A 22,297-nucleotide genomic window follows, 5' to 3' on the forward strand; every position below is an offset into this window, starting at 1 on the left:
GAAACTCCGCAAGCTTATGCGGCGCGGTGCCGCCCGGGCCGGCGTGGTGCCGCCGCCTCGACGTGCGTCGGGTCGAGCACGGTGACCTCGAACCCGGCGCGCTCGAACACCTCGATCGCGCGGACCTCGGCCGCGCCGAGCTGGTGCAGCGCGGGTGGGGTGTCCAGCAGCAGGGTCACCACGCAACCGCCGCAGGCGGTGCCGCGCACTGAGCAGGTCTCGCAGTCGACGAGCATCGCTCCTCCTCCGTTGACCGTCCGTAGCTCCACGGTAAGCGGGGGGTACGACAAAAATGCGTTTGCGCAGGTCAGGAGCGTGACAGGCGGCGCAGCAGGGTGTCGTTGCCCAGCGGATACGCACCGTGGCGGCGGACGCCGTCGATGACCTCCTTGTCGGAGGAGATCACCACGATCGGCCGGCCGGCGGGCTCCGCCCTGACCAGGCGCCGGATCAGCTCGTCGGCGGTCTCGCCCTTCTTCGAGAACAGCACCCGGACGCCGCGCGGTGCGGGTGGCAGCCCGACGACCCGCTCGGCGCCGTCGAACACGACGGTGACCTCGGCCCGGGTCTGCGCGACCAGGCCGCCGACCCCGGCGACCAGGCGGTTGCGCTGCTGTTCGAGGGAGAGCTCCCCGTAGCCCTTCTTGGTGACGTTGTACCCGTCGACGATCATGTGTGCCTTCGGCAGGCTCAGCAGCTGGTCGAGCCGGGCCGGGTCGTCGGCGTCCAGGGCCCGGGCCGACCCGGCGCCGTTGGCGTTCTCCGGCCGGTCGGCGTCGTGGTCGGCGACGAAGTCCGCCGGCAGCCGGTCCGTGGGGTCGAGGGCCAGCTCGCGGCGCAGCCCCACGGCGGCCTGCCCGATCGTCTCCAGCAGCAGCCACAGCCGGGCGTCGTCGACGGCGCGGGCGTCCTTGGCGCTCTGCCGCTGGGCGCCGGCCGCGGTCTCCGCCTCGGCGAGCTTGGCACGCATGCGACGCAGCTCGGCGTCGTGGTCGGCGGTGGCCCGGGTGGCGCGGCCCTTCTCGCTGGCGAGCATCTCGATCGCCTTGCGCTCCTTGGCGTGGCTCTCCCGCAGCGCCTTGCCCAGCGAGCGGACCTCCTCGCGCAGGCCGGACGTCTCGTCGCGGAGCCTGGCCAGCTCGTCGCGGAGCTTGTCGGCCTCGACCCGGGCGACGGCGCGGTCGTGCTCGGCGCGGGCGAGGCGCTGCTCGACGTCGCGGATGCGCTCGGACGCGGCGGCGCCCTGCGCTTCGGCGCGGACCGTGTCGGTGGCCCGCTCGACCAGGTCACGCCAGCCGTCGGGCCGGGCGAGATAGGCCAGCGCGGCGACCTCGACGGGGTCGGCGGCCGGCGGCGCGAGCCCTTCCAGGATGGAGGCGCCCAGGTCACCGGCGTCGTTGACCACCCTGGTCGCGAGACGCTGCCGCAGCAGCGGGTCGCCCGACAGCTGCATCGCGATGACCGGGCCGCCGAGGCGGGCGCGGCGGTTCGGCGCGAACTTCGCGACCCGTCGCAGCGGCATCGGCAGCTCGTCGAGGGGCAGGCCGGTCATGGCGCCGGCGGCGAGGGAGATGACCCGCTGGCGGATGATCTCGGGCAGGACCGGCTCGATCCCGCCGTCGGAGTCCGGCAGGTCCACCTCCCCGGGCGCAGACATCACCGCGGCCTCGTCGTCGAGGTCGTCGGGAACGTCGTGCGCGGGCATCACTCCAGTGTCGCATTGTCGACCAGATTCGCCCCGGATGGTCTCCAGCACTGCCGGGTTCCCTCGAAAGGCTAAAAGCTGACATATCCTTATTTCACCCGATTGGGTACGCCACGAGGAGGCACCGAATGCAGCCGCCGGTACCTGAGAACGAAGCGGAGCGGATCTCAACGCTACGGGGGCTGGCGGTCCTCGACACTCCGCCGGAGACCGATTTCGACGACATCGTCCGGATCGCATCCGAGATCTGCGGCGCGCCGATCTCCCTGGTGACCCTGGTCGACACCGAACGACAGTGGTTCAAGGCCAAGATCGGCCTGGACGGCCCGACCGAGACGCCCCGCGAGGTCGCGTTCTGCGCCCACGCGATCATGGGCCGCGACCTGATGGTCGTGCCGGACGCCACCGAGGACGCGAGGTTCGCCGACAACCCTTTCGTCCAGGCCGAGGACGGCATCCGGTTCTACGCCGGCGCTCCCCTGCTGACCAGTGAGGGCGCGGCGCTGGGCACCCTGTGCGTGGTCGACCACGCACCGCACCGGCTCAACCTCGACCAGATGCGGGCGCTGCGCGCGCTCGCCAAGCAGGTCACCGAGCTGCTGGAACTGCGCCATCTGGTCGTCGGCTCAGCCCTCGACGGAAGGCCCGAACCAAGGTCGGTCGATCTCACGTACCTCACCGAAGCCCGGATCCGCGAGTTGCGGCCGATCGCAGACGCCCGCAACATCGCCATCACGCTCGGTGTGACGGATGCAGCGTCGGTACAGGCGGATCCAGGCAGACTCTCCAGAGCGCTGGACTATGTGGTGTTCTCGGCACTGAAAGTCGCTCCCGCAGGTGGACGGGTCGCGGTGCGCGTGCTCGGCGCGCCGGTGCCGACGGTGGAGATCAGCCACGCCGGCGGGTCGATCGCCCCCGAATGGCAGGCCGACCTGGACGGCACGCGGGAGGCCGACGAGCTGGTCCCCCGGGCCGTGGCGGACATCCTGCGCAACCACGCCGCGACCGTGGTGCGCACCAACGCCGCGCTCGGCTCGCCGGATGTCCGGTTCGAGCTGCGTTTCCCGCCGCACTGAGCGATTTTTTGTCACACCCTGGTCGTAGTGTGCGCGCGTGGCCGACTACCACCAGGAAACGCTCGATGCCCTGTTCGACGACCCACGTGCGGCGACGCTGTTCGCGTCGACGTTCGTGGTCGTCGACCTGGAGACGACCGGCGGCGCGCCGGACGGCGGCGGCATCACCGAGATCGGCGCGGTCAAGGTCCGCGGCGGCGAGGTCCTGGGCGAGTTCGGCACGCTGGTCAATCCCGAGGAGCGGCTGCCGGCGTTCATCACGGTCCTCACCGGCATCACCGAGTCGATGCTGGTGGAGGCGCCGACGATCGACACGGTGCTGCCGGCGTTCCTGGAGTTCGCCGCCGGTGCCGTGCTCGTGGCACACAACGCGCCATATGACACCGGGTTCCTCAAGGCCGCCTGCGCCAAGCACGGCTATGCGTGGCCGAAGCCGATCGTCCTGGACACCGCGGCGATCGCCCGGCGGGCCCTGGTCGCCGACGAGGTGCCCAACAACAAGCTCTCCACCCTGGCCCGGCATTTCCACGCGAGCACCCAGCCGATCCACCGCGCCCTCGACGACGCCCGCGCCACCGTCGACGTCCTGCACGGCCTGATCGCCCGGCTGGGCAGCCACAAGGTGCACACCATCGGCGAGACGATCGAGTTCGTCAAGGCGGTCAGCCCGTCCCAGCGACGCAAACGCCACCTCGCCGAGGGGCTGCCCGACGCGCCAGGGGTCTACGTGTTCCGCGGGCACAAGGACCGCCCCCTCTACATCGGGACCAGTTCGTCGATCGCGACCCGGGTCCGCAGCTACTTCACCGCCGCCGAGAAGCGCGCCCGGATCGACGAGATGATCAACGCGGCGGAGCGGGTCGAGGCGATCCTCTGTGCCCATTCCCTGGAGGCGGAGGTCAGGGAGCTGCGGCTGATCGCCGCGCACAAGCCGCCCTACAACCGCCGGTCCAAGTTCCCCGAGCGGGTCATGTGGCTCAAGCTCACGGCGGAGGCCTATCCGCGGCTGTCGGTCGTGCGCGAGGTGCAGCCCGACGGCGCGGCATATCTGGGCCCGTTCGGCTCCCGCCGCGGCGCCGAGCTCGCCGCCGCCGGCATCTATGACGCGCTGCCGATCCGGCAGTGCACCCACAAGCTGTCCCTGCGCACGAAGACCCCCGCGTGCGCGCTCGCCGAACTCGGCCGCTGCCCGGCGCCGTGCGAGCACAGCATCTCCCCCGGCGACTACGAGACGGCCGCCGCCGAGCCGTTCCGCACCGCGACGACCGGCGATCCCGGCCCCGTCGTGCGCGGGCTCATGACCCGCATCGAGGCGCTGTCTGCCGCGGAGCGTTTCGAGGACGCGGCCACGATCCGCACCCGGTTGATCGCGTTCCTGCGCACCGCGATCCGCATGCAGCGGCTCGTCTCCCTGACCAGCCTGCCCGAGCTGATCGCCGCCCGGCCATCCGCGAAGGGCGGCTGGGAGCTCGCGGTGGTGCGACACGGCCGCCTCGCCGCGGCGGGCGTGTCACCCCCCAGAGTGCATCCACAGCCGACGCTCGATGTGGTTCTCGCCACAGCTGAGACCGTCCAGCCGGGACACGGGCCGACGCCCCGCGCGACGCCCGAGGAGACCGAGCGGATCCTCGCGTGGCTCGAGCGGCCGGAGACACGCCTGGTCAAGGCCGATATGGGATGGTCATCTCCGGCCACGGGGGCCGGTCGGTGGCGCCCATTTCTCACCCGCGCGGAGGCCGCCGCGTCGGTGCGGATCGACTTGGAGGGGTAAGCACATCGGACGATCGCACATACTCAAATGACCGATCGGATGCCACAAGGGAAACTAGGCTGGAACCTACCCAAACCCAGGCCCGCCCGGCCCGTCGGTGAGGAGGTGCCGCATGGAGCCCGGTCTGCATCAGTCCGGCGCGCCCCTGGATGCTGGCCCCTCCACGGTCACCGGCGGCGGCGGCACCAACTCCGGGTCCGCGTCCGCGCACAGCGAGTTCATGTTGGACCCACTGACGCCCGGGGGCAAGCCCAACGAGCCAACGGGTTTTGTGCACACGTTGCCGACGGGGTTCACGGTCGGCGGCGCGACGCCTCCGGCACCCGTGCCCGGCAGCACGGACGCCCATCAACTCCTCGACGCGGTGGGCGAGGTGCTGCTCGGGCCGCGAGGGTTGCCGACCGCCGCGATCAACGTGCCGGAGGCCCCGACCCGGCGGCGGCGCCCCGGGCACCCGGCCGAGCGCCGCCACCCGGATCGCAACCTTCGGGACAGGGTCCAGCAGGAGCGGCAACGAGCGGACCGGCCGTATGTGGACAGGTCCTCCGCGGACCAGTCCGACCCCGGCCGCACCGACCCGGGCGCATACGAGCCCGACGGCCACGACTCCGGCGGCCACGAGTCCGGCGCCTACGGCGGAGGCCCGCAGAACCAGGGCACACAGGACGGCGGCACGCAGGACCACGGCGCGGGAGACCGCGGTGCACAGGACGGCGGCACACAGGACCGCGGCCCGGAAGACCGGAGCGTGCACGACCGCGGCACGCAGGATCATGGCCCGGGAGAACGCGGCACACAGGACCGCGGCGCACAGGACCATGGCGCGGGAGACGGCGGCACACAGGACCGCGGCCCGGGAGACCGGAGCACGCAGGAGCGGAGCGCCGACGACCAGGGTCCACGGGACCGGGCGTCGCAGGACCAGGGCACGCAGGATCGCGACGCGCAGCATCCCGGGACGCAGGATCGGGGCGCGGGAGACCGGAACACCCAGGACCGGAGCGCCTACGGCCAGGGTCCAGGGGATCGCGCGGCGCAGGGCAACGCGGCGCAGGACAGCGTAGGCGGCGCGGGTTCGCGGGACGGTGACCAGAACCAAGAGTCGGCCGATCCTGGCAGGCGGGGCGCGGATCAGCATGAGGCAGTCCGCAGCGAGCCCAGCGGCCACGAATCAGATCCGCGCGAGACGGACCGGCGCGAGACGGACCAGCGCGAGCGGGCTGATCCGGGTGGCGGCGATCTCGGTCGCGGCGGTGTGACGGCCGCCGAGGCGGTTGGCGGCGGGGAGATCCGTTCGCAGCTGGGCTGGGTGGAAGCGCAAACGGCGGAGGGCCACCCGGCAGCGCAGGCCGCCCGGGACGATCAGACGAACGACGCGACGCCCGGGCAGCGCATGCCGCAGGACGACGGGAGCCATCAAGAGCTGCCGGCTCGGCAGGCCGTGCGGGAGCACACCGCGGGCGGCGCCGCAGCGGCGGCCGAGGCCGTCGGGACCGAGACGGCGGCGACCGGGGGCGCGACGACGGCAGGCATGACGACCGCAGGCATGGCGGCCGCGGGCGTGACGACCGGGGATGTGGCGACCGGGGGCGCGACGGGCGACGACATACCGGCCGACGGTGTGGTGGTTGAGCGCGGGCCGGCTGAGCGTGGCGGTTCGGGGCAGGGCGAGGTGACACCTGGGCAGCGGCCGCCGCGGCGGGAGGCCGGGGCGCAGGAGCGCAGGGTGCCGCGCGACGAGCAGGAGACACCCGCGCACTGGGCGGCGCAGGGGCAGCGGGCGCCGCAGAGCCAGCGGGCGCCGCACGATCAGGGCGAAACGCGCAGGGACTGGCCGGCCAACGAACGGCCCGCCGGCGCTCGGCCGCCCGCGGCGCGGCCCGGACCCGGTGGCCAGCGGACCGCCGGTGACCGGCAGGCAGGCGAGCGGCCCGCGGCGGACCGGCCCGGCAGCGAACGCCCCCGCAACGAACGACCCACCACCGACCGACCCACCACCGACCGGCCCGGAACCGACCGGCCCACCACGGACCGGCCCGGAACCGACCGGCCCAGCGCGGCCCGACCCACCACGGACAGGACCGGCACCGACCGGCCAACCCCCACCCGGCCCGTCACGGACAAGCCCGGCACCGACCGGGCCACCGCGGACACGCCAGCGGTAGACCGGGCCGCCGTTGACGCGCCGGGCACGGGCAAGCGGGGAGCGGGCAAGGACGCGGAGCGCGCGGCGGTGAAGCGGGCCGTACCCGTCGATGACCGGTTCGCGGCGCCGCGGGCGAGGCTCACCGCGCCGCCGACCGAGGACTCGCCGGCGGTGCCGCCGCCGCCGACGTACTCGGCGCTGGTGGGCGGGGCGGTGCCCGGGGACCCGACGGCGACGTACTCGGCGATCATCGGGTCGCGGCTGCGGGCGATGCTGCCGTGGCAGACGACCGAGGACCCCATGGCCAACGTGCTGCGGTCGCACCGGACGATCCATCCGACTGGTGACGTGGCGTTGTTGCGGCGGGCGTACGCGACGGCCGAGCAGATGCACCGCGGGCAGATGCGCAAGAGCGGCGAGGCGTTCATCTCGCACCCGCTCGAGGTCACCGAGATTCTCGCGGACCTGGGGATGGACACGACGACCCTGGTGGCGTCGTTGTTGCACGACACGGTCGAGGACACGGACTACACGCTCGGTGCGCTGGAGCGGGACTTCGGCGGCGAGGTGGCGCTGCTCGTCGACGGCGTGACGAAGTTCGACAAGATGTTCTACGGCGCCGACGCCGAGGCCGAGACGATCCGCAAGATGATTGTCGCGGCCGGGCGGGACGTGCGGGTGCTCGTCATCAAGCTGGCCGACCGGCTGCACAACATGCGTACCCTCGACGCCCGGTCGATCAAGTCGCAGGTGCGGATCGCGACGGCGACGCGGGAGGTGCTGATCCCGCTGTGCGAGCGGCTCGGCATCCAGGCGTTGAAGCGGGAGCTCGAGGACTGGGTGCTGCGGGCCGTCAGCCCCGGCGGGTATGCGCTGATCGACGAGTACGTGCGGCAGCGCACCGGCTGGGACGGGTACCTGGAGCGGGTCATCGCGGCGGTGACGACGGACCTGAAGAAGTTCGGCATCGACGCGCAGGTGTCACCGCGGCCGCGGCACCTGTACTCGATCTGGAAGGACACCGTCGACGGCAACTACGAGGACCCGCACGACATGCCGCGGGTCGTCATCATCGTCGAGGGGCCGGAGACGGACTGCTACGCGGCGCTGGGCGCGGTGCACGGCAAGTGGCGGCCGGTGCCCGGGCGGTTCAAGGACTTCATCGCCACGCCCAAGGGCAACAACTACAAGTCGCTGCACACCACGGTGCTCGGGCCCGAGGGTCGCTCCCTTGAAGTGCTGATCCGCACCGAGGAGATGCACCAGGCCGCGGAGTACGGCATCGTCGCGAACTTCCGGTACCCGCACACGGCGGCGCGGTTCGGCCCGGCAAGCAAGGCGGAGCAGCTCAACTGGCTGCGGCGCCTGCTGGACTGGGAGGCGGCGGCGTCGGACCCGTCGCAGTTCATCGCGTCGCTGCGGTGCGACCTCGCCGAGGACCAGATCCTGGTCCTGGCCGAGGGCGGCGGGCGGCCGGTGCTGCTGCCGCAGGACGCGACGCCGGTCGACCTGGCGTACATCCTCGGCGCGGACGTCGGCAACCGATGTATCGGCGCGAGGGTCAACGGACGGCTGATCGCGGTGTCGTCCCCGCTCGCCGACGGCGACACGGTCGAGATCATCACGCGGACGGGGCAGCGCGACGAGTTCGACTTCGACGCGGACGCACCGGCGCGGGGGCCGTCGCCGGAGTGGCTGGAGTTCGTGAAGACGCCGCACGCCCGGCTGCACATCAGCCGGTGGTTCGAGGCGCACGAGGCACCCGCGATCACGGTCGCCAACAAGGTGCGCCTGGGCCGGCTCGCGATCGGGCTGGCGCTGCGTGGCAAGGGTCGCGGCCTGGCCAGTGACCTGCCGCTCGTACGCCTCGCGACCAGGCTCGGCTACCCGGACCTGGAGACGCTGCTTGTCGCGGTCGCCGACCACAGCCGCACCGCGGACGAGGTGGTCGAGGAGTTGATCGCCCTGGTCGACCACTCACCCCGGTAGGGCACTAGCCTTTCGCAGATGGCGGTAAAACAACAACTGCGCATGGTGGCGTACCGGACGTTCTACCGTCTCCCCGCCCGCTGGAAGCGCCGGATCGTGCGGACGTTCCAGCCGACGTACACGATCGGCGCGGTCATCCTGGTGCGCGACCCCGAGGCGAGCCGGATCCTGCTGCTGCGGCAGCCGCCCGGCGCCGGCTGGTCGCTGCCGGCGGGGCTGATGGACCGCGGTGAGCGCCCGGTGCAGACCGCGGCCCGCGAGCTGGCCGAGGAGACCGGGATCGAGCTGCCCGTGGAGCGGTTCCGGCCGGCGAACCCGAACGCCGTCGTGCACACCCGCGGCCAGTGGGTCGACATGGTGTTCGAGGCCGAGGTCGAGCCGTCCGACGACTTCGTCATCGACGCCGCCGAGGTCATCGAGGCCGCCTGGCACCGCCTGGACACGCTGCCGCCGCTGACGGTGTCGACGTCGCAGCTGCTCGCGCACTACGGGATCGGGCCGTACAAGGACTACCCCGAGGTGCTGACGAAATGACCGCTGTCTGCGCGGTGATCCTCGCCGCCGGGGAGGGCCGCCGGCTGCGGCCGCTGACCGAGCACCTGCCGAAGGCGCTGTGCCCGGTCGGCAACGTGGCGCTGCTGGACCGGGCCATGACCAGGGTCGCGACGCTCGGCCTCACCGGCCCCGCCGACCTGGCCGTCAACGCCTGCTACCTCGCGGAGCAGGTGGTCGCGCACGTCGGCGACCGCGCGCACCTCTCCGTCGAACCGGGCGATCCGTTCGGTACGGCGGGAGGCGTCGCCCTGTTGAAGGACTGGATCGACGGCCGGGGCGTCCTGGTGGGCAACGCCGACGCGTACCTCGCGCCGACGGATACAACAGACATGTCCGATCTGACGGAACTGCTCGATGGCTGGGACGGCACCACGGTGCGGATGCTCGGCGTACCCGGGCCGCCGAAGGAGTTCGGCAGCCACCGGTTCGCCGGGTTCTCCCTGCTGCCATGGGACTTCGTCGCGCGCCTGGAGGCGGTCCCGTCCGACCTGGTCCGCACGACCTGGCGGCCCGCCGAACGCGAAGGCCGGCTCGAGGTCGTCGAATACCGGGGCACCTACCTGGACACCGGCACCCCGCGCGACTACCTGCGGGCCAACCTGCACGCCGTACACCACCGGAACCTGATCGCGCAGGACGCCGTGGTGACCGGGCCGGTGGACCAGGCGGTCATCGGCCGGGGTGCCGTCGTCGCCGGGCAGGTCACCCGCGGGGTGGTGTGGCCCGGCGCGGAGGTGCGGGCGGGCGAGGTGCTGTGCGACGCGGTCCGGGTCGGGCGGGAGCTCACCGTCGCGGCCGATTAGCATGACGGTGTCCACATGCTGGATCCGCTGCCGGAAGGAGCACCGCAGGTGATCACCGCGATCGTCCTCATCGACTGCGCGACCGACTCGATTCCCGAGGTGGCCGAGAACATCGCCAACCTCCCCGGGGTCAGCGAGGTCTACTCCGTCGCCGGCAACGTCGACCTGATCGCGATGGTCCGCGTCCGGCAGTACGAGGAGATCGCCGAGGTCATCGCCGGCGGCATCTCGAAGGTGCCGGGCGTGGTCGACACCGACACGCACATCGCGTTTCGCGCCTACTCGCAGCACGACCTGGAAGAGGCGTTCGCGATCGGCCTGCCCGACACGGACTGATCCGGGCCCGCGAATTTCCGGCATATTTCCCGGGGGGCGGCCGTAAGCCGTCCGCCCGCACCGGGGACCGGCCGCAAGAAGCCCCCGTTTTGCCTGCTAAAGGGGCGGTACGAGCGTCGGGAGTGCGGCAAATCGCAGCGAACCCGCGCTCCTGACCCGGTAATCTCGACGCCCATGAGGATCGGCATCGTCGGAGCCACGGGTCAGGTGGGCAGCGTCATGCGCGCCATTCTGGCCGAGCGTCAGTTCCCGGTTACCCAGTTGCGCCTGTTCGCGTCCGCCCGCTCCGCGGGCCGGCCCATCGACTGGCAGGACCAGCAGATCACGGTGGAGGACGCGGCGACCGCCGACTACTCCGGCCTGGACATCGTGCTGTTCTCCGCCGGCAAGGGCACGTCCAAGGAGCTGGCGCCGAAGGTGGCCGCCGCCGGTGCCGTCGTCATCGACAACTCCTCCGCCTGGCGGATGGACCCCGAGGTGCCGCTCGTCGTCGCCGAGGTCAACCCGCACGCGATCGCGGACCGGCCCAAGGGCATCATCGCCAACCCCAACTGCACCACGATGGCCGCGATGCCGGTGCTGCGCCCGCTGCACGACGAGGCCGGCCTGGTCGCGCTGGTCGCCGCCACCTACCAGGCGGTGTCCGGGGCCGGGCTCAACGGCGTCGCCGAGCTCGACGAGCAGGTCCGCAAGGTCGCCGACGGCGCGGCCGCCCTCGCGTTCGACGGCTCGGCCGTGGAGTTCCCCGCGCCGAAGCAGTTCAGCCAGCCGATCGCGTTCAACGTGCTGCCCCTCGCCGGTTCGATCGTCGACGACGGGTCGTTCGAGACCGACGAGGAGCAGAAGCTCCGCAACGAGAGCCGCAAGATCCTCGAGATCCCGGGCCTGAAGGTGTCCGGCACGTGCGTGCGGGTGCCCGTGTTCACCGGCCACTCGCTGCAACTCAACGCCCGGTTCGAGCGGGCCATCTCGGTCGAGCGGGCCCTGGAGCTGCTGGCCGCCGCGCCGGGGGTGGTCGTCACCGACGTGCCGACGCCGCTGCAGGCCGCCGGCGCCGACCCGAGCTTCGTCGGACGGGTCCGGGTCGACGAGACCGTGGAGCACGGCCTGGCGCTGTTCGTGTCCAACGACAACCTGCGCAAGGGCGCCGCGCTCAACGCCGTCCAGATCGCCGAGCTCCTGGTCAAGTAGCCGCCTCGCGGACGGGGGTGCATCGCACCCCCGTCCGGAGGGCTCAGAGGTGCCGGCCGAACCAGTCCAGGATCGCGTCGAACCTGGCGACCCGGTGCGACGGCCGTCCCGAACGGGACAGCTCGTGCCCCTCCCCCGGGAACAGCAGCAGCTCCGCCGGGGTCCCCCGCCGCCGCAACGCCACGAACAGCCGCTGCGCCTGCTCGACCGGGCAGCGCCAGTCCTGCTCCGAGTGGATGATCAGCATCGGGATCTCGATCTTGCCGGCGTAGGTGAGCGGGCTCTGCTGCTCGAACGAGCCGCCGTCCGCGCCGTACAACGAGTCGGCGAACACCCAGCCGATGTCGGAGCTGCCCTGGAAGCTGTCGATCGCGTTGACCGCGCGCTCCGAGATCGCCGCCTTGAAGCGGTCGCCGCGCATCGCGGCGAGCCAGGTGGTCATGAACCCGCCGTGCGAGCCGCCGAGCACCCCCACCCGGTCGGCGTCCAGGTCCCCGCCGGGCCCGCTGTCGGCGAGGGCCGTGTCCAGCAGGGCGATCAGGTCGACGGCGGAGACCTCGCCGACGTTGCCACGAATCGCCCGGCCGTGCGCCTCGCCGTAGCCGGACGAGCCGCGCGGGTTGCCGTAGACGACCGCGTAGCCCGCGCCGGCATACACCTGCGCCTCGTCGAAGAGCCGCCACCCGTACTGCGCGAACGGCCCGCCGTGGATCATGAGCAGCACCGGGTGCGGGCCGTCGCCGGCGGGCTTGACCACCCAGCCGTGCACCGGGTAGCCGTCCGGCGCGGTCCCGAGCACCTCGACCTGCTCGAGGGGCGTGACATCGGCGAGGAAGCCCGCCGAGAAGTCGGTGAGCTTGACGTCGCCGGCGTAGACCTCGCCCCAGTCGGCCGTTCCCGCGATGGTCGCCACGAGCGTGTCGCCGGCCGCTGCGAACCCGGCCACCTGCCGCTTGCCGTCCAGCAGCACCTCGGGGGTACCGCCGTCGTAGGGCACCCGCAGCAGCTGGACGGCGCCGCGGTCCTCGTTGCTGAACAGCACCCCGCGGTCCGTCGCCGCGATGTCACCGCCGGGCGCGGCGAGGGTGTACGCCTCCGGGTCGAGCAGCTGCGTGGCCGGCCCGCCGGCGAGCGGCACCGACCAGAGTGACTCGTTGCGGATCACCGGGTCGAGCCGGCCCTCACCGGCCAGGCCGGCGGTGAAGAGCACCGAACCGCCGTCCGGCGCCCACCGGCACAGCCCGACGCCGAAGGTGGTGTCCGTCAGCACCCGGATCTCGCCGCCACCGGCCGGCATGACGCACACGTCGGAGGCGATGTCGTCGCCCCACGTGTCGTGCTGTTCGGACACGAACGCCAGGGACTGCCCGTCGGGGCTCCAATCCGGGTCGCCGTGACTGCGCTCGCCGTGGGTCACCTGGGTCGGCGTGCCGTCGAGGTCGGTCACGAACAGGTGCGCCGGGCGGTCCAGCACGAACCCGACCCCGTCGACCCGGTAGAAGTACCGGGTGATCCGGCGTGGTGCCTCGCCGTCCGCGCCGATCGTCTCGCCGTCCCCGGTCTTGCCCGTGCCGTAGCGGCCCTCCTGCGGTACCCGCGCGGAGAACGCCAGCCGGGTGCTGTCCGGTGCCCAGGCGGGCGTGCCAGCGCCGAGCGGCAGGTCCGTCAGGCGGCGCGGCTCGCCGCCCGCCAGGGGCAGGACGCACAGCTGCGGCGCGCCGTCGTGCTCGGCCTTCGCGCCGCCTGCCCGGCTCCCCGCCGCCTTCGTCGCGCGCAGGAACGCCAGCCACCGCCCGTCCGGCGAGATCCGTGGGGCACTGTCATGCCATCCATGGGTGAGCTGGACCGGCGCGGTGCTCCCATCGGTCTTCAAGAGCCAGAGCTGGGAGGTGTACGAGTCGGCCGCGAACTCGAGCCGGCTCACCGCCACGACGGCGATCGTGCCGTCTGGGCTGACCGTAGGCGCGCCGGGTAGGCGCATTTGGGACAGATCGATTGGCTTCACGCCCCGCACAGTAGTCTGAGTCACACTTCTTACTCACCAGTAACCTCCTACCTCTACCCTACGAATCCATGGAGTTCGTGGATCGCGGCACCGATCGCCTCGCGCTGCACACGTATCCGGCGGATGACGCCGCCACCCTCGCCGTGTTCTGGCCCGCGATGGGTGTCCCGGCCCGCTACTACCGGCATTTCGCCGCCGCGCTCAACGCCACCGGCATCGAGGTCGTCGTCGCCGACCTGCGCGGCACCGGCGACAGCACGCCGCGGCCCTCCCGGGCCTCCCGGTACGGCCTCGCCGAGCTCACCGCCGACGTCGAGGCCGCCCTCGACACGCTCAAACCCCGCCGGGCCGGCCGCCGCACCCTGCTCGTCGGGCACTCCCTCGGCGGTCAGGTCTGCGCGCTGCACCTCGCCGCCCGGCACGCCGTCGGCCTGGACCCCGGCGTCGACGGTCTCGCGCTGCTCGCGGTCGGCGTGCCGTACTGGCGGTGCTACCCCGGCCGCATGGCCCCCGGCACCCTGGCGTTCACCTCGACGCTCGCCGTCACCTCCGCCGTGCTCGGCGTCTGGCCGGGCTGGGGCTTCGGCGGCCGGCAGTCCCGCGCCGTGATCGGCGGCTGGGCGCACACCGCCCGGACCGGCCGGTACCCCGTCCTCGCCGGCGTCGACATGGAGGCCGCGCTCGCCGGGGTGCGGCTGCCGGTCCTCGCCGTCGACATGGAGACCGACCAGTACACGCCCGCCCCGACGGTCGACCACCTGACGGCGAAGCTGTCCGCCGCTTCGGTGGTCCGCCAGCACTACACCGCCGCGGAGGCGGGCTCGCCGATCGACCACTTCACCTGGGCCCGCCACGGCACGCCCCTGGCCGGCCGCGTCGCCGCCTGGGCCGCCACCATCTGACGGTTTCAGGGCTCGGGTCCTGCTCAGTGCGGCAGGGCGGCGGCGGCCTCGGCCAGCCTGGCGGCCGTGTTCTCGGTGAGCGGGGCGCCGTGGCCGAAGCAGGCGATCGCCGGCCGGAGGTCGGCCTGCCGCCGCAGCGCGCCGGCCGCCCGCACCGGGTCGGCGTTGAACACGCCGAGCATGACCGTACCGTCCAGGGCGCGGGCGATCGTGTCGCCGGTGAACAGGACCCGCTGCTCCGGCAGGTGGAACGCGACGCTGCCCGGCGTGTGCCCCGGCACCGCGACGGCGACGGCCTGCACGCCACCGCCGAGGTCGATCAGGTCGCCGTCGCGCAGTTCCCGGTCGACGCGCACCGGGGGCGGCGGGCCGGCGGGCATGGTGGCGTGGACCTGGTCGTAGAGTTGCCGCTCCCAGCCCGCCAGGACGGGCGGCGGGTTGTCGGCCTCACCCCGGATGACCTGGGCGTCGTCCCGGTGCGCGGACACGGTGACGGCACCCCAGCCGGTGAGGTCCGCGGCCGCGCCGACGTGGTCGACGTGCGCGTGGGTCAGCAGGATGCGACGCAGGTCGCGGCGCTGGTAGCCGAGCGCCTCGACGGCCTCCGCGATGCGGGGCGCGGACCCTGGCAGCCCGGTGTCGACGAGGGTCAGCCCGTCGGGGCCGCACCACAGGTAGGCGTGCCCGACGGGGAACCCGAGCAGGTACAGGCGGCGGGGCAGCAACTCGACCACGTCCATCCCCGGACCCTATGCACCTCGGGTGGCCGCCTTCCAGGTCACTTCGCCCTCAGCAGATCCGCCACCAGCCGAACACCGGTCCGGCCCGCGGGTTGGTCACGGCCGGAGGCCGTGGCTGCGCAACTGCACGCGGAGGTGGCAGGGAGGCCGTTCACGGCCGACCGGTGGCTGACGGGAGCGACGGCCGCGCCCACGACGGACCGGAGCCCCATGCGACGGCGGAGCCGGAAAACGGCGGAGCCGGAAAACGGCGACGCCCCCGGCCCCGTGTGGGGCCGGGGGCGTCGCGCGAAGTGGTTCAGTGGCCGCTGGTGATCTCTTCGCGGTCACGGTCCTCTTCGAGCTGGCGCGGCTTCGGGGCCGGGCCGGCCTTCTCGATCGGGTAGAAGAAGCCCTTCACCGTCGGGGCCAGGGCACCCAGGCGGTTCATCTTCTTCGGCACGACCCAGCCGGCGTAATCGAGGCCGTGGTGGCCGTCTTCGGCGCCGTGGCCGTTGCCGGAGGGCAGCGGCTGGTGGATCTCGACGAACTTGCCGTCGGGGAGGCGGCGGATGATGCCGGTCTCCACGCCGTGGACGAGGACCTCACGGTCGTGCTGCTGCAGGCCGAGCGCGATGCGATACGCCACGTAGTAGGCCAGCGGCGGCAGGACGAGGATGCCGATGCGGCCGGCCCAGGTCATCGCGTTGAGGCTGATGTGGAACTTGTCCGCGAAGACGTCGTTGCCGCCGGAGATCAGCAGGACCACGTAGAACGCGATGGCCATGGCCCCGAGCGCGGTGCGCAGCGGGTTGTCACGGGGGCGTTCCAGGAGGTTGTGGACCGCTTTGTCCTTCGTGAACCGCGCCTCGATGAACGGGTAGAAGATCGGCAACATCGTCAGGATGCCTGGTAGCACCACCGTGGGCCAGAAGATCGGCGGGATGGTGTAGCCGTCACCGTAGAAGAAGTCGAACCGGATCTCCCACGCCGGGAAGAGGCGGGTCGAGCCGTCGAGGAACATGACATACCAGTCGGGCTGGCTCGCCGCCGAGACGACCGCCGCCTTGTAGGGGCCGAACTGCCAGATCGGGTTGATCTGGAAGAGGCCCGCGAGCGCGGCGATCATCGCGAACACGATCATGAAGAAGCCGCCGGCCTTGGCCGCGAAGCCGGGGAACATGCGCACGCCGACCACGTTGGTGTTGGTCCGGCCGGGGCCGGGCCACTGGGTGTGCTTCTGCTTCACCAGCAGGCCCATGTGCACGCTGATGAGGCCGAGCAGTGCACCCGGGACGAGCAGCACGTGGACGATGTACAGGCGGTCGAGGATGACCTCGCCGGGGAACTCGCCGCCGAACAGCGACGTGGTCACCCAGGTGCCGACGATCGGGATGGACAGCATGATCGCGCTCGCGATGCGCAGGCCCGTGCCGGACAGCGCGTCGTCGGGCAGCGAGTAGCCGCCGAAGCCCTCGAGGAAGCCCATCCAGAACAGCAGGACGCCGACGATCCAGTTGGCCTCGCGGGGCTTGCGGAACGCACCGGTGAAGAAGATCCGGAACATGTGGACCACGATCGCGGCCATGAACAGCAGCGCGGCCCAGTGGTGCATCTGCCGCATGAACAGGCCGCCGCGCACGTCGAACGAGATGTGCAGCGCGGTGTTGTACGCCTGGGACATCTCCACGCCGCGCAGGGGCGCGTAGCTGCCGTCGTAGACGACCTCGCGCATCGACGGGTCGAAGAACAGCGCCAGGAAGATGCCGCTGAGCAGCAGCACGATGAACGAGTAGAGCGCGATCTCACCCAGCAGGAAGGACCAGTGGTCGGGGAAGACCTTGTTCATCAACCGCCGCAGCGGGGTGGCCGCCTGGAACCGCTCGTCCAGAGCCTTCGCGGAGTTGGCCGGGAGGGCCCGGACGTCGATCTTGCGCCGTTTCATGGCCGCTCCCAGAAGGCCGGTCCAACCGGAATCTTGTAGTCCTGTGTTGCGATGAAGTATCCCTCATCGTCCACCGTGATCGGCAGCTGCGGCAAGGCGCGACTGGCTGGACCGAAGATCGGCCGCGCGTTGTCCGTGATCTGGAACTGCGACTGGTGGCAGGGGCACAGCAGGCGGTTGGTCTGCTGCTCATAGAGACTTGCCGGGCAGCCGGCGTGCGTGCAGATCTTCGAGTAGGCCACGAAGTTCTGCCACTGCGAACCCTTGTTGATCTCCTTGGCGTGGCCCAGCGTCGCCTCGGCGTCCTCCTCGCGGAGGTGGATCAGCAGCGTCGGCGAGTCGGCCCACTTGTTGGTGGCGCCGTGCGGGATGCCGGGGAAGACGGTGATCTGGCCGCCGACGCTGACGTCGGCGGGGCGGATCGGGGTGCCGTCCTCGTGGGTCAGCCGGACCGGCTTGCCGTCGTTGTTCTTGGGGTCCCAGCCGGTGGTGAAGAAGACGTTCTCCCCGTCCTGCGTCGGCGCCTTGATCAGCGAGCCGACGAGCAGGGCACCGGCGACCGCGCCGAGCGGCGCGGCACCGGCGAGGAACGCCAGGCCGACGAAGCGCCGGCGCTTGAGGCCGAGCTCGTCACCCATGTTGAGGATCGTGGCCGCGGTCAGCACCTGCTCGGTGCTCTCCGACGGGCCGTCGTGCCGCTCCTGGATCGAGACCTCCTCGGGCAGGAGCTTCTTGCTCCACACCACGATGCCCAGGCCCAGGGTCAGCAGGGCCAGGCCGAGGGTCAGGCCGAGGACCGGCGTGTAGAACGGGTAGAGCGAGCGGTACGTCGAGTCACCCTCGCCGTACTTCCACGGCCAGGCGATGTAGGCGACCACGAACGCGGTCGACGTCAGGCCGGTGAGCAGGAACAGCAGCGCCAGGACGCGCTCGATGCGGCGCTCCGCGCGGGTGCCCGGGACGGGGAACCGCGGCGCGTAGTGCACGATCTGCACGCCGTCCCGGCGGGCGCCCTCCTTGACCAGGTCGAACCTGGTCAAGGACGCGTCGCTGGCGTCGAACTCGTCGTCGGACGGGTGGTGGGTGGTCATGACTTCCCTGCAATCCACAGCGTGGCGAACACGAGCGCCGCGATACCGACGAGGAAGATGACGAGGCCTTCGGGGACCGGACCGTACCTGCCGAGGCTCCAGCCGCCCGGGTCGCTCGCCTGGTTCTTGTTGAGGTTCTGGATGTAGGCGATGATCGCGGCCTTGTCATCCGGGCTCAACTGGTTGTTGCCGAACACCGGCATGTTCTGGGGGCCGGTCAGCATCGCCGCGTAGATGTCGCGGTTGGTCGAGTGCTGCAGCGACGGGGCGAACTTGCCCGAGGACAGCGCGCCGCCACCGGTGGAGAACGCGTGGCACGAGGAGCAGTTGACCCGGTACAGCTCGCCGCCGTGGGCGAGGATCTTGTCGTTGCCCTGGGCCTGCTTGACCTGCTCGTCGAGGCTCTCCGCGGTCGGCAGCTGCGGGCCGCCACCCAGCTCCTGGATGTAGGCGCCGAGCTCGGCGGCCTGCTCCGGGTTGAACTGCGGCTGCTTGCGCTCGGCCTGCGCCTCCTGGCGGGCCAGGGGCATGCGGCCGGTGTTGACCTGGAACTCGACGGCGGCGGAGCCGACACCGATGAGGCTCGGTCCCCGGTTCTCCACGCCCTGGGCGTTGCGGCCGTGGCAGGTGATGCAGCTGACCTCGTAGATCGCCTTGCCGTTGGCCGCCGCGTCGGACAGCTTCACGGTCTCCTCGGCGCGGCCGACGCCGGGTGCGTATGCGGAGTAGAGGCCGCCGACAATTGTGAGCGCCGCGACCAGGCGCACAGCCGCCGACAACCGCCGGCGAAGCTTGCCTCTCGCCGCGCGCGCGCCACCTGGCACCAGCCGGGCAAGCGGCCGCTTGCTCTGCTCAGAAGTCATGGCCTCACCTTTGTGATCATCACCTAAGTCGTGGAGAAGAGTGTGGTCCCGGGAGCGTGTGACGCGGCCCGAACTCCTACTGCAGGAAGTAGATCATTGCGAACAGTGCGATCCACACCACGTCGACGAAGTGCCAGTAGTAGGACACGACGATCGCCGCGGTCGCCTGGGCGGGGGTGAACCGGCCCATGGTGGTGCGGATCAGATAGATGATGAAGGCGATGAGCCCGCCCGTGACGTGCAGGCCGTGGAAGCCGGTCGTCAGGTAGAACATCGAGCCGTAACCGTCGCCGTTGATCTTCACACCCTCGCCGACGAGGTTGACATACTCGTTGGCCTGGCCCAGCACGAAGATCAGGCCCATCACGAACGTCAGCGCGAACCACCGGCGCAGGCCGTGCACGTCACCGCGCTCGGCGCGGAACACGCCGATCTGGCAGGTGATGGACGACAGCACCAGGATCGTGGTGAAGGTCAACGCATACCAGACGTTGAGGACCTCGGTGTGCTCGTGCCACAGCTCCGGAGCCGCCGCACGGATCGAGAAATACATCGCGAACAGTGCCGCGAAGAACATCAGTTCGCTGGAGAGCCACACGATCGTCCCGACACTGACCATGTTGGGCCTGGTCAGTGAGTGGATCTGGCTCTTGGCAATCGCTGGGGCCGCAGTCACGCGGTCATTATCGCCCCCGATCATCATCGGCTTTTCACGGGGTCCACCAGACACGGACGTTTCGCGCGTCGGCATAGGCTGGGCACGTGTTACGAGCTGCCGAACCAGGGCCTCCGTCCGCGGCGGGCATCCTCGGTTCGTTCCACGTGTCATGGCTGACCCTGCTGCTGGTGGTCGCCGCCGGGCTGTACCTCGCGGGCGTGCTGAGCCTGCGCCGGCGCGGCGACCGATGGCCCGTGGCCCGGGTCGTGCTCTTCCTCGGGCCGGGCCTCGGCTCGATCGCCGCGGTCACGATGAGCGGCGTCGAGGAGTACGACACGACGCTGCTGAGCATCCACATGATCCAGCACATGATGCTGTCGATGATCGCGCCGATCTTCCTCGCCCTCGGCGCGCCGGTGACCCTCGCCCTGCGCACGCTGCCGCCGCGGGGGCGCAAGGCGTTGCTGGCCGTGGTCCATTCACGGGTCGCGCGCATCCTGGCGTTCCCGCTGGTCGCGTTCGGCCTCTTCGTCGTCACGCCGTTCGCGCTGTACTTCACCGGCCTGTACGAGCTGACGATGCGGCACGAGTGGGTGCACGAGCTGACCCACGCGCACTTCATCGCCGTCGGCTGCCTGTTCTTCTGGCCGCTGATCGGGCTGGACCCGCTGCCGGGGCGCTGGCCGTATCCGGCCCGGGCGCTGCTGATGTTCCTGTCCACGCCGTTCCACACGGTGCTGGGGCTGACCATCATGCAGAGCAAGGAGCTGCTGGGCGGCGACTGGTATCCGTCGCTGGGGCTGTCCTGGGCCGACCCGGCGCACGACCAGGTCGTGGCCGGCGGCATCCTGTGGGCGGGCGGGGAGATCGTCTCGGTGACGATGCTCGCGGTGCTCGTCGTGCAGTGGATGCGCCAGTCCGACCGGGAGGCCACCCGGGTCGACCGGCGGCTGGACCGCGAGGAGCGGCAGCGGCGCGAGGAGCAGGAGTGGTCCGCCCGCACCGGCATCGCCATCACGGATGACGGTACGATCCCCGAGGCACCCGCCACACGAGGAGCAGCGCGCACATGACACAGCACACGGTCCTGCTGTACAGCGACGATCCCGAGGTCCGCGACCGCATGCGGATGGCCATCGGCAGCCGTCCCGCGGCCGACCTGTCGGTGAAGTTCGTCGACGCCTCCACCTACGCCGAGGTCGTCGGCCTGGTCGACGACACCGACGTCGACCTGCTGGTCCTCGACGGCGAGGCGACGCCCGGCGGCGGTCTCGGCATCGCCCGCCAGCTCAAGGACGAGATCACCGACCCGCCGCCGGTGGTCCTCGCCATCGCCCGGGCCGCCGACCGCTGGCTGGCGTCCTACGCGCGGGTCGAAGGCACGATCATGTATCCCCTGGACCCGGTCATCACCGGCAAGACGGTGTCGGACCTCCTGCGCTCGCTCCCCGTCCAGGGCTGACCATGGGTGAGCGGACCTGGCCCCAGCTGCTCAACGCCCTGCTCCGTGGCGAGGACCTGTCCACCGACGACGCCGGCTGGGCGATGGGCGAGGTGATGGCCGGCTCGGCCACCCCCAGCCAGATCGCCGGGTTCGTGGTCGCGCTGCGCGCCAAGGGCGAGACCTCCGCCGAGGTCGCCGGCGTCGCGGAGATGATGCTGTCCGTCGCGCCGAAGGTGCCGCTCACCGACGCCCAGCGCGACGCCGCCGTCGACATCGTCGGCACCGGTGGCGACCGCGCCAACACCGTCAACATCTCCACCATGGCCGCCATCGTGACGGCCGCCGCGGGCGTGCCGGTGGTCAAGCACGGCAACCGCGCCGCGTCCTCCTCCACCGGCGCCGCCGACCTGCTCGAGGCCCTCGGCGTCACCATCGACCTGGGCCCCGACGAGGTCGCCCGCTGCGTCGAGGAGGTCGGCATCGGCTTCTGCTTCGCCGCCCGCTTCCACCCGGGCATGCGTCACGCCTCCGCCACCCGCCGTGAGATGGGCGTGCCGACGGTCTTCAACTTCCTCGGCCCGCTCACCAACCCGGCCCAGCCCACCGCCGCCACCGTCGGCTGCTTCGACACGCGGATGGCAGCGGTGATGGCATCGGTGCTGGCCGGCCGCGGCTTCTCGGTGCTGGTGGTGCGCGGCGAGGACGGCCTGGACGAGTTCACCACCGGCGCCCCGACCAAGGTGTGGGTGGTCACCGGCGGCACCGTCACGGAGACGGTCCTCGACTCGGTCGACCTGGGCCTGCCCCGCTCCGCCCCCGGCGACCTGCGCGGCGGTGACCCGGCCCACAACGTCGAGGTGGCCCGGCGCATGTTCGCCGGCGAGACCGGCCCGGTCCGCGACGCGGTGCTGCTCAACGCCGCCGCCGCGATCGCCGCCCGCGCCGGCCTGTCCAGCACGGACCTTCCGGCCCAACTCCGCGCCGGCATCGCCCGCGCCGCCGCCGCCGTCGACTCGGGTGCCGCCACCGACCTCGTCGCCCGCTGGTCCGCCTTCAAGCCCTGACCCCGGCCCACCCGCCCCTTCGGAGCGCGGGTAG

Annotated in this window: 19 protein-coding genes; 11 read left to right on the top strand and 8 right to left on the bottom strand. The window is 71.7% G+C overall.

All coding sequences use genetic code 11. The features are described from left to right. Window positions 1-14: 14 nt before the first annotated feature. Together AB0K00_RS28565 and AB0K00_RS28570 are read right to left on the bottom strand one after the other, a co-directional pair. Window positions 15-236, bottom strand: a complete 222-nt coding sequence (locus tag AB0K00_RS28565; protein WP_363525991.1) for a hypothetical protein — start codon at window positions 234-236, stop codon at window positions 15-17. A 71-nt stretch (window positions 237-307) separates the two neighbouring features. Continuing rightward, window positions 308-1,657, bottom strand: coding sequence for an NYN domain-containing protein (locus tag AB0K00_RS28570; RefSeq protein ID WP_363526236.1), 1,350 nt, complete (start codon window positions 1,655-1,657; stop codon window positions 308-310). A gap of 176 nt (window positions 1,658-1,833) precedes the next feature. Here AB0K00_RS28570 and AB0K00_RS28575 point away from each other — a divergent pair, with 176 nt between their 5' ends. The 7 genes from AB0K00_RS28575 (at window position 1,834) to AB0K00_RS28605 (ending at window position 11,572) form a co-directional block, all read left to right on the top strand. Then, window positions 1,834-2,781 (top strand): GAF domain-containing protein, encoded by a 948-nt coding sequence (locus AB0K00_RS28575; RefSeq protein ID WP_363525993.1) that lies wholly within the window; start codon window positions 1,834-1,836, stop codon window positions 2,779-2,781. 37 nt (window positions 2,782-2,818) lie between these two features. Next, complete coding sequence (locus AB0K00_RS28580) at window positions 2,819-4,552, top strand: DEDD exonuclease domain-containing protein (protein ID WP_363525996.1); 1,734 nt, start codon at window positions 2,819-2,821, stop codon at window positions 4,550-4,552. A gap of 2,344 nt (window positions 4,553-6,896) precedes the next feature. Then, window positions 6,897-8,687 carry an HD domain-containing protein gene (locus AB0K00_RS28585; protein ID WP_363526239.1) on the top strand — a complete coding sequence of 597 codons (1,791 nt, stop codon included), beginning with the start codon at window positions 6,897-6,899 and terminating at the stop codon, window positions 8,685-8,687. An 18-nt stretch (window positions 8,688-8,705) separates the two neighbouring features. Beyond that, window positions 8,706-9,221 (top strand): NUDIX hydrolase, encoded by a 516-nt coding sequence (locus AB0K00_RS28590; RefSeq protein ID WP_363525999.1) that lies wholly within the window; start codon window positions 8,706-8,708, stop codon window positions 9,219-9,221. Further along, on the top strand, window positions 9,218-10,045 hold the full coding sequence (locus tag AB0K00_RS28595; RefSeq protein ID WP_363526001.1) for a sugar phosphate nucleotidyltransferase: 828 nt from the start codon (window positions 9,218-9,220) through the stop codon (window positions 10,043-10,045). The genes AB0K00_RS28590 and AB0K00_RS28595 overlap by 4 nt, the downstream gene beginning before the upstream one ends. 48 nt (window positions 10,046-10,093) lie before the next feature. Continuing rightward, window positions 10,094-10,381 (top strand): Lrp/AsnC ligand binding domain-containing protein, encoded by a 288-nt coding sequence (locus AB0K00_RS28600; RefSeq protein WP_363526242.1) that lies wholly within the window; start codon window positions 10,094-10,096, stop codon window positions 10,379-10,381. Window positions 10,382-10,555: 174 nt separating this feature from the next. Continuing rightward, the gene (locus AB0K00_RS28605) at window positions 10,556-11,572 is read left to right on the top strand and encodes an aspartate-semialdehyde dehydrogenase (RefSeq protein WP_363526004.1); all 1,017 of its coding nucleotides are present in this window, start codon (window positions 10,556-10,558) and stop codon (window positions 11,570-11,572) included. A 43-nt stretch (window positions 11,573-11,615) separates the two neighbouring features. Here the strand turns inward: AB0K00_RS28605 and AB0K00_RS28610 are convergent, their stop codons facing one another. After that, complete coding sequence (locus AB0K00_RS28610; RefSeq protein WP_363526006.1) at window positions 11,616-13,577, bottom strand: S9 family peptidase; 1,962 nt, start codon at window positions 13,575-13,577, stop codon at window positions 11,616-11,618. Window positions 13,578-13,645: 68 nt separating this feature from the next. Here AB0K00_RS28610 and AB0K00_RS28615 point away from each other — a divergent pair, with 68 nt between their 5' ends. Then, window positions 13,646-14,479, top strand: coding sequence for an alpha/beta fold hydrolase (locus AB0K00_RS28615; protein ID WP_363526009.1), 834 nt, complete (start codon window positions 13,646-13,648; stop codon window positions 14,477-14,479). A 23-nt stretch (window positions 14,480-14,502) separates the two neighbouring features. On the opposite strand, the gene AB0K00_RS28620 is transcribed toward AB0K00_RS28615, so the two are convergent. The 5 genes from AB0K00_RS28620 to AB0K00_RS28640 form a co-directional block, all read right to left on the bottom strand. Next, window positions 14,503-15,219 carry an MBL fold metallo-hydrolase gene (locus tag AB0K00_RS28620; RefSeq protein WP_363526011.1) on the bottom strand — a complete coding sequence of 239 codons (717 nt, stop codon included), beginning with the start codon at window positions 15,217-15,219 and terminating at the stop codon, window positions 14,503-14,505. Window positions 15,220-15,517: 298 nt separating this feature from the next. After that, complete coding sequence (locus tag AB0K00_RS28625) at window positions 15,518-17,143, bottom strand: ubiquinol-cytochrome c reductase cytochrome b subunit (protein WP_363526014.1); 1,626 nt, start codon at window positions 17,141-17,143, stop codon at window positions 15,518-15,520. Continuing rightward, window positions 17,140-18,234 (bottom strand): ubiquinol-cytochrome c reductase iron-sulfur subunit, encoded by a 1,095-nt coding sequence (locus tag AB0K00_RS28630; RefSeq protein WP_363526017.1) that lies wholly within the window; start codon window positions 18,232-18,234, stop codon window positions 17,140-17,142. The genes AB0K00_RS28625 and AB0K00_RS28630 overlap by 4 nt, the downstream gene beginning before the upstream one ends. Then, window positions 18,231-19,097, bottom strand: coding sequence for a cytochrome c (locus AB0K00_RS28635; protein ID WP_363526020.1), 867 nt, complete (start codon window positions 19,095-19,097; stop codon window positions 18,231-18,233). Before AB0K00_RS28635 ends, AB0K00_RS28630 begins: the two co-directional genes overlap by 4 nt. A gap of 76 nt (window positions 19,098-19,173) precedes the next feature. Further along, window positions 19,174-19,773, bottom strand: a complete 600-nt coding sequence (locus tag AB0K00_RS28640) for a heme-copper oxidase subunit III (RefSeq protein ID WP_363526022.1) — start codon at window positions 19,771-19,773, stop codon at window positions 19,174-19,176. Window positions 19,774-19,859: 86 nt separating this feature from the next. Here AB0K00_RS28640 and AB0K00_RS28645 point away from each other — a divergent pair, with 86 nt between their 5' ends. From AB0K00_RS28645 to trpD, 3 genes are read left to right on the top strand one after another with little or no spacing between them, the layout of a single operon-like run. Continuing rightward, window positions 19,860-20,828: a cytochrome c oxidase assembly protein gene (locus AB0K00_RS28645; protein WP_363526024.1), complete on the top strand. Its 969-nt coding sequence runs from the start codon at window positions 19,860-19,862 to the stop codon at window positions 20,826-20,828. Next, a complete protein-coding gene (locus AB0K00_RS28650; protein ID WP_363526026.1) occupies window positions 20,825-21,217 on the top strand; it encodes a hypothetical protein in 393 nt (130 codons plus the stop codon). Before AB0K00_RS28645 ends, AB0K00_RS28650 begins: the two co-directional genes overlap by 4 nt. Window positions 21,218-21,219: 2 nt before the next feature. Continuing rightward, window positions 21,220-22,263, top strand: coding sequence for an anthranilate phosphoribosyltransferase (gene trpD, locus AB0K00_RS28655; RefSeq protein ID WP_363526028.1), 1,044 nt, complete (start codon window positions 21,220-21,222; stop codon window positions 22,261-22,263). Window positions 22,264-22,297: the final 34 nt, after the last annotated feature.

Origin of the sequence: Dactylosporangium sp. NPDC049525, assembly GCF_040676755.1 — a bacterium.
In the GTDB taxonomy this organism is placed as follows: Bacteria; Actinomycetota; Actinomycetes; order Mycobacteriales; family Micromonosporaceae; genus Dactylosporangium.

Bases quoted from the DNA above. Each gene is read 5' to 3' on its own strand.
- AB0K00_RS28565 (WP_363525991.1), bottom strand. From the start codon at position 236: ATGCTCGTCGACTGCGAGACCTGCTCAGTGCGCGGCACCGCCTGCGGC.
- AB0K00_RS28570 (WP_363526236.1), bottom strand. From the start codon at position 1,657: ATGTCTGCGCCCGGGGAGGTGGACCTGCCGGACTCCGACGGCGGGATC.
- AB0K00_RS28575 (WP_363525993.1), top strand. From the start codon at position 1,834: ATGCAGCCGCCGGTACCTGAGAACGAAGCGGAGCGGATCTCAACGCTA.
- AB0K00_RS28590 (WP_363525999.1), top strand. From the start codon at position 8,706: ATGGCGGTAAAACAACAACTGCGCATGGTGGCGTACCGGACGTTCTAC.
- AB0K00_RS28595 (WP_363526001.1), top strand. From the start codon at position 9,218: ATGACCGCTGTCTGCGCGGTGATCCTCGCCGCCGGGGAGGGCCGCCGG.
- AB0K00_RS28605 (WP_363526004.1), top strand. From the start codon at position 10,556: ATGAGGATCGGCATCGTCGGAGCCACGGGTCAGGTGGGCAGCGTCATG.
- AB0K00_RS28615 (WP_363526009.1), top strand. From the start codon at position 13,646: ATGGAGTTCGTGGATCGCGGCACCGATCGCCTCGCGCTGCACACGTAT.
- AB0K00_RS28620 (WP_363526011.1), bottom strand. From the start codon at position 15,219: ATGGACGTGGTCGAGTTGCTGCCCCGCCGCCTGTACCTGCTCGGGTTC.
- AB0K00_RS28625 (WP_363526014.1), bottom strand. From the start codon at position 17,143: ATGAAACGGCGCAAGATCGACGTCCGGGCCCTCCCGGCCAACTCCGCG.
- AB0K00_RS28630 (WP_363526017.1), bottom strand. From the start codon at position 18,234: ATGACCACCCACCACCCGTCCGACGACGAGTTCGACGCCAGCGACGCG.
- AB0K00_RS28635 (WP_363526020.1), bottom strand. From the start codon at position 19,097: ATGACTTCTGAGCAGAGCAAGCGGCCGCTTGCCCGGCTGGTGCCAGGT.
- AB0K00_RS28650 (WP_363526026.1), top strand. From the start codon at position 20,825: ATGACACAGCACACGGTCCTGCTGTACAGCGACGATCCCGAGGTCCGC.
- trpD (WP_363526028.1), top strand. From the start codon at position 21,220: ATGGGTGAGCGGACCTGGCCCCAGCTGCTCAACGCCCTGCTCCGTGGC.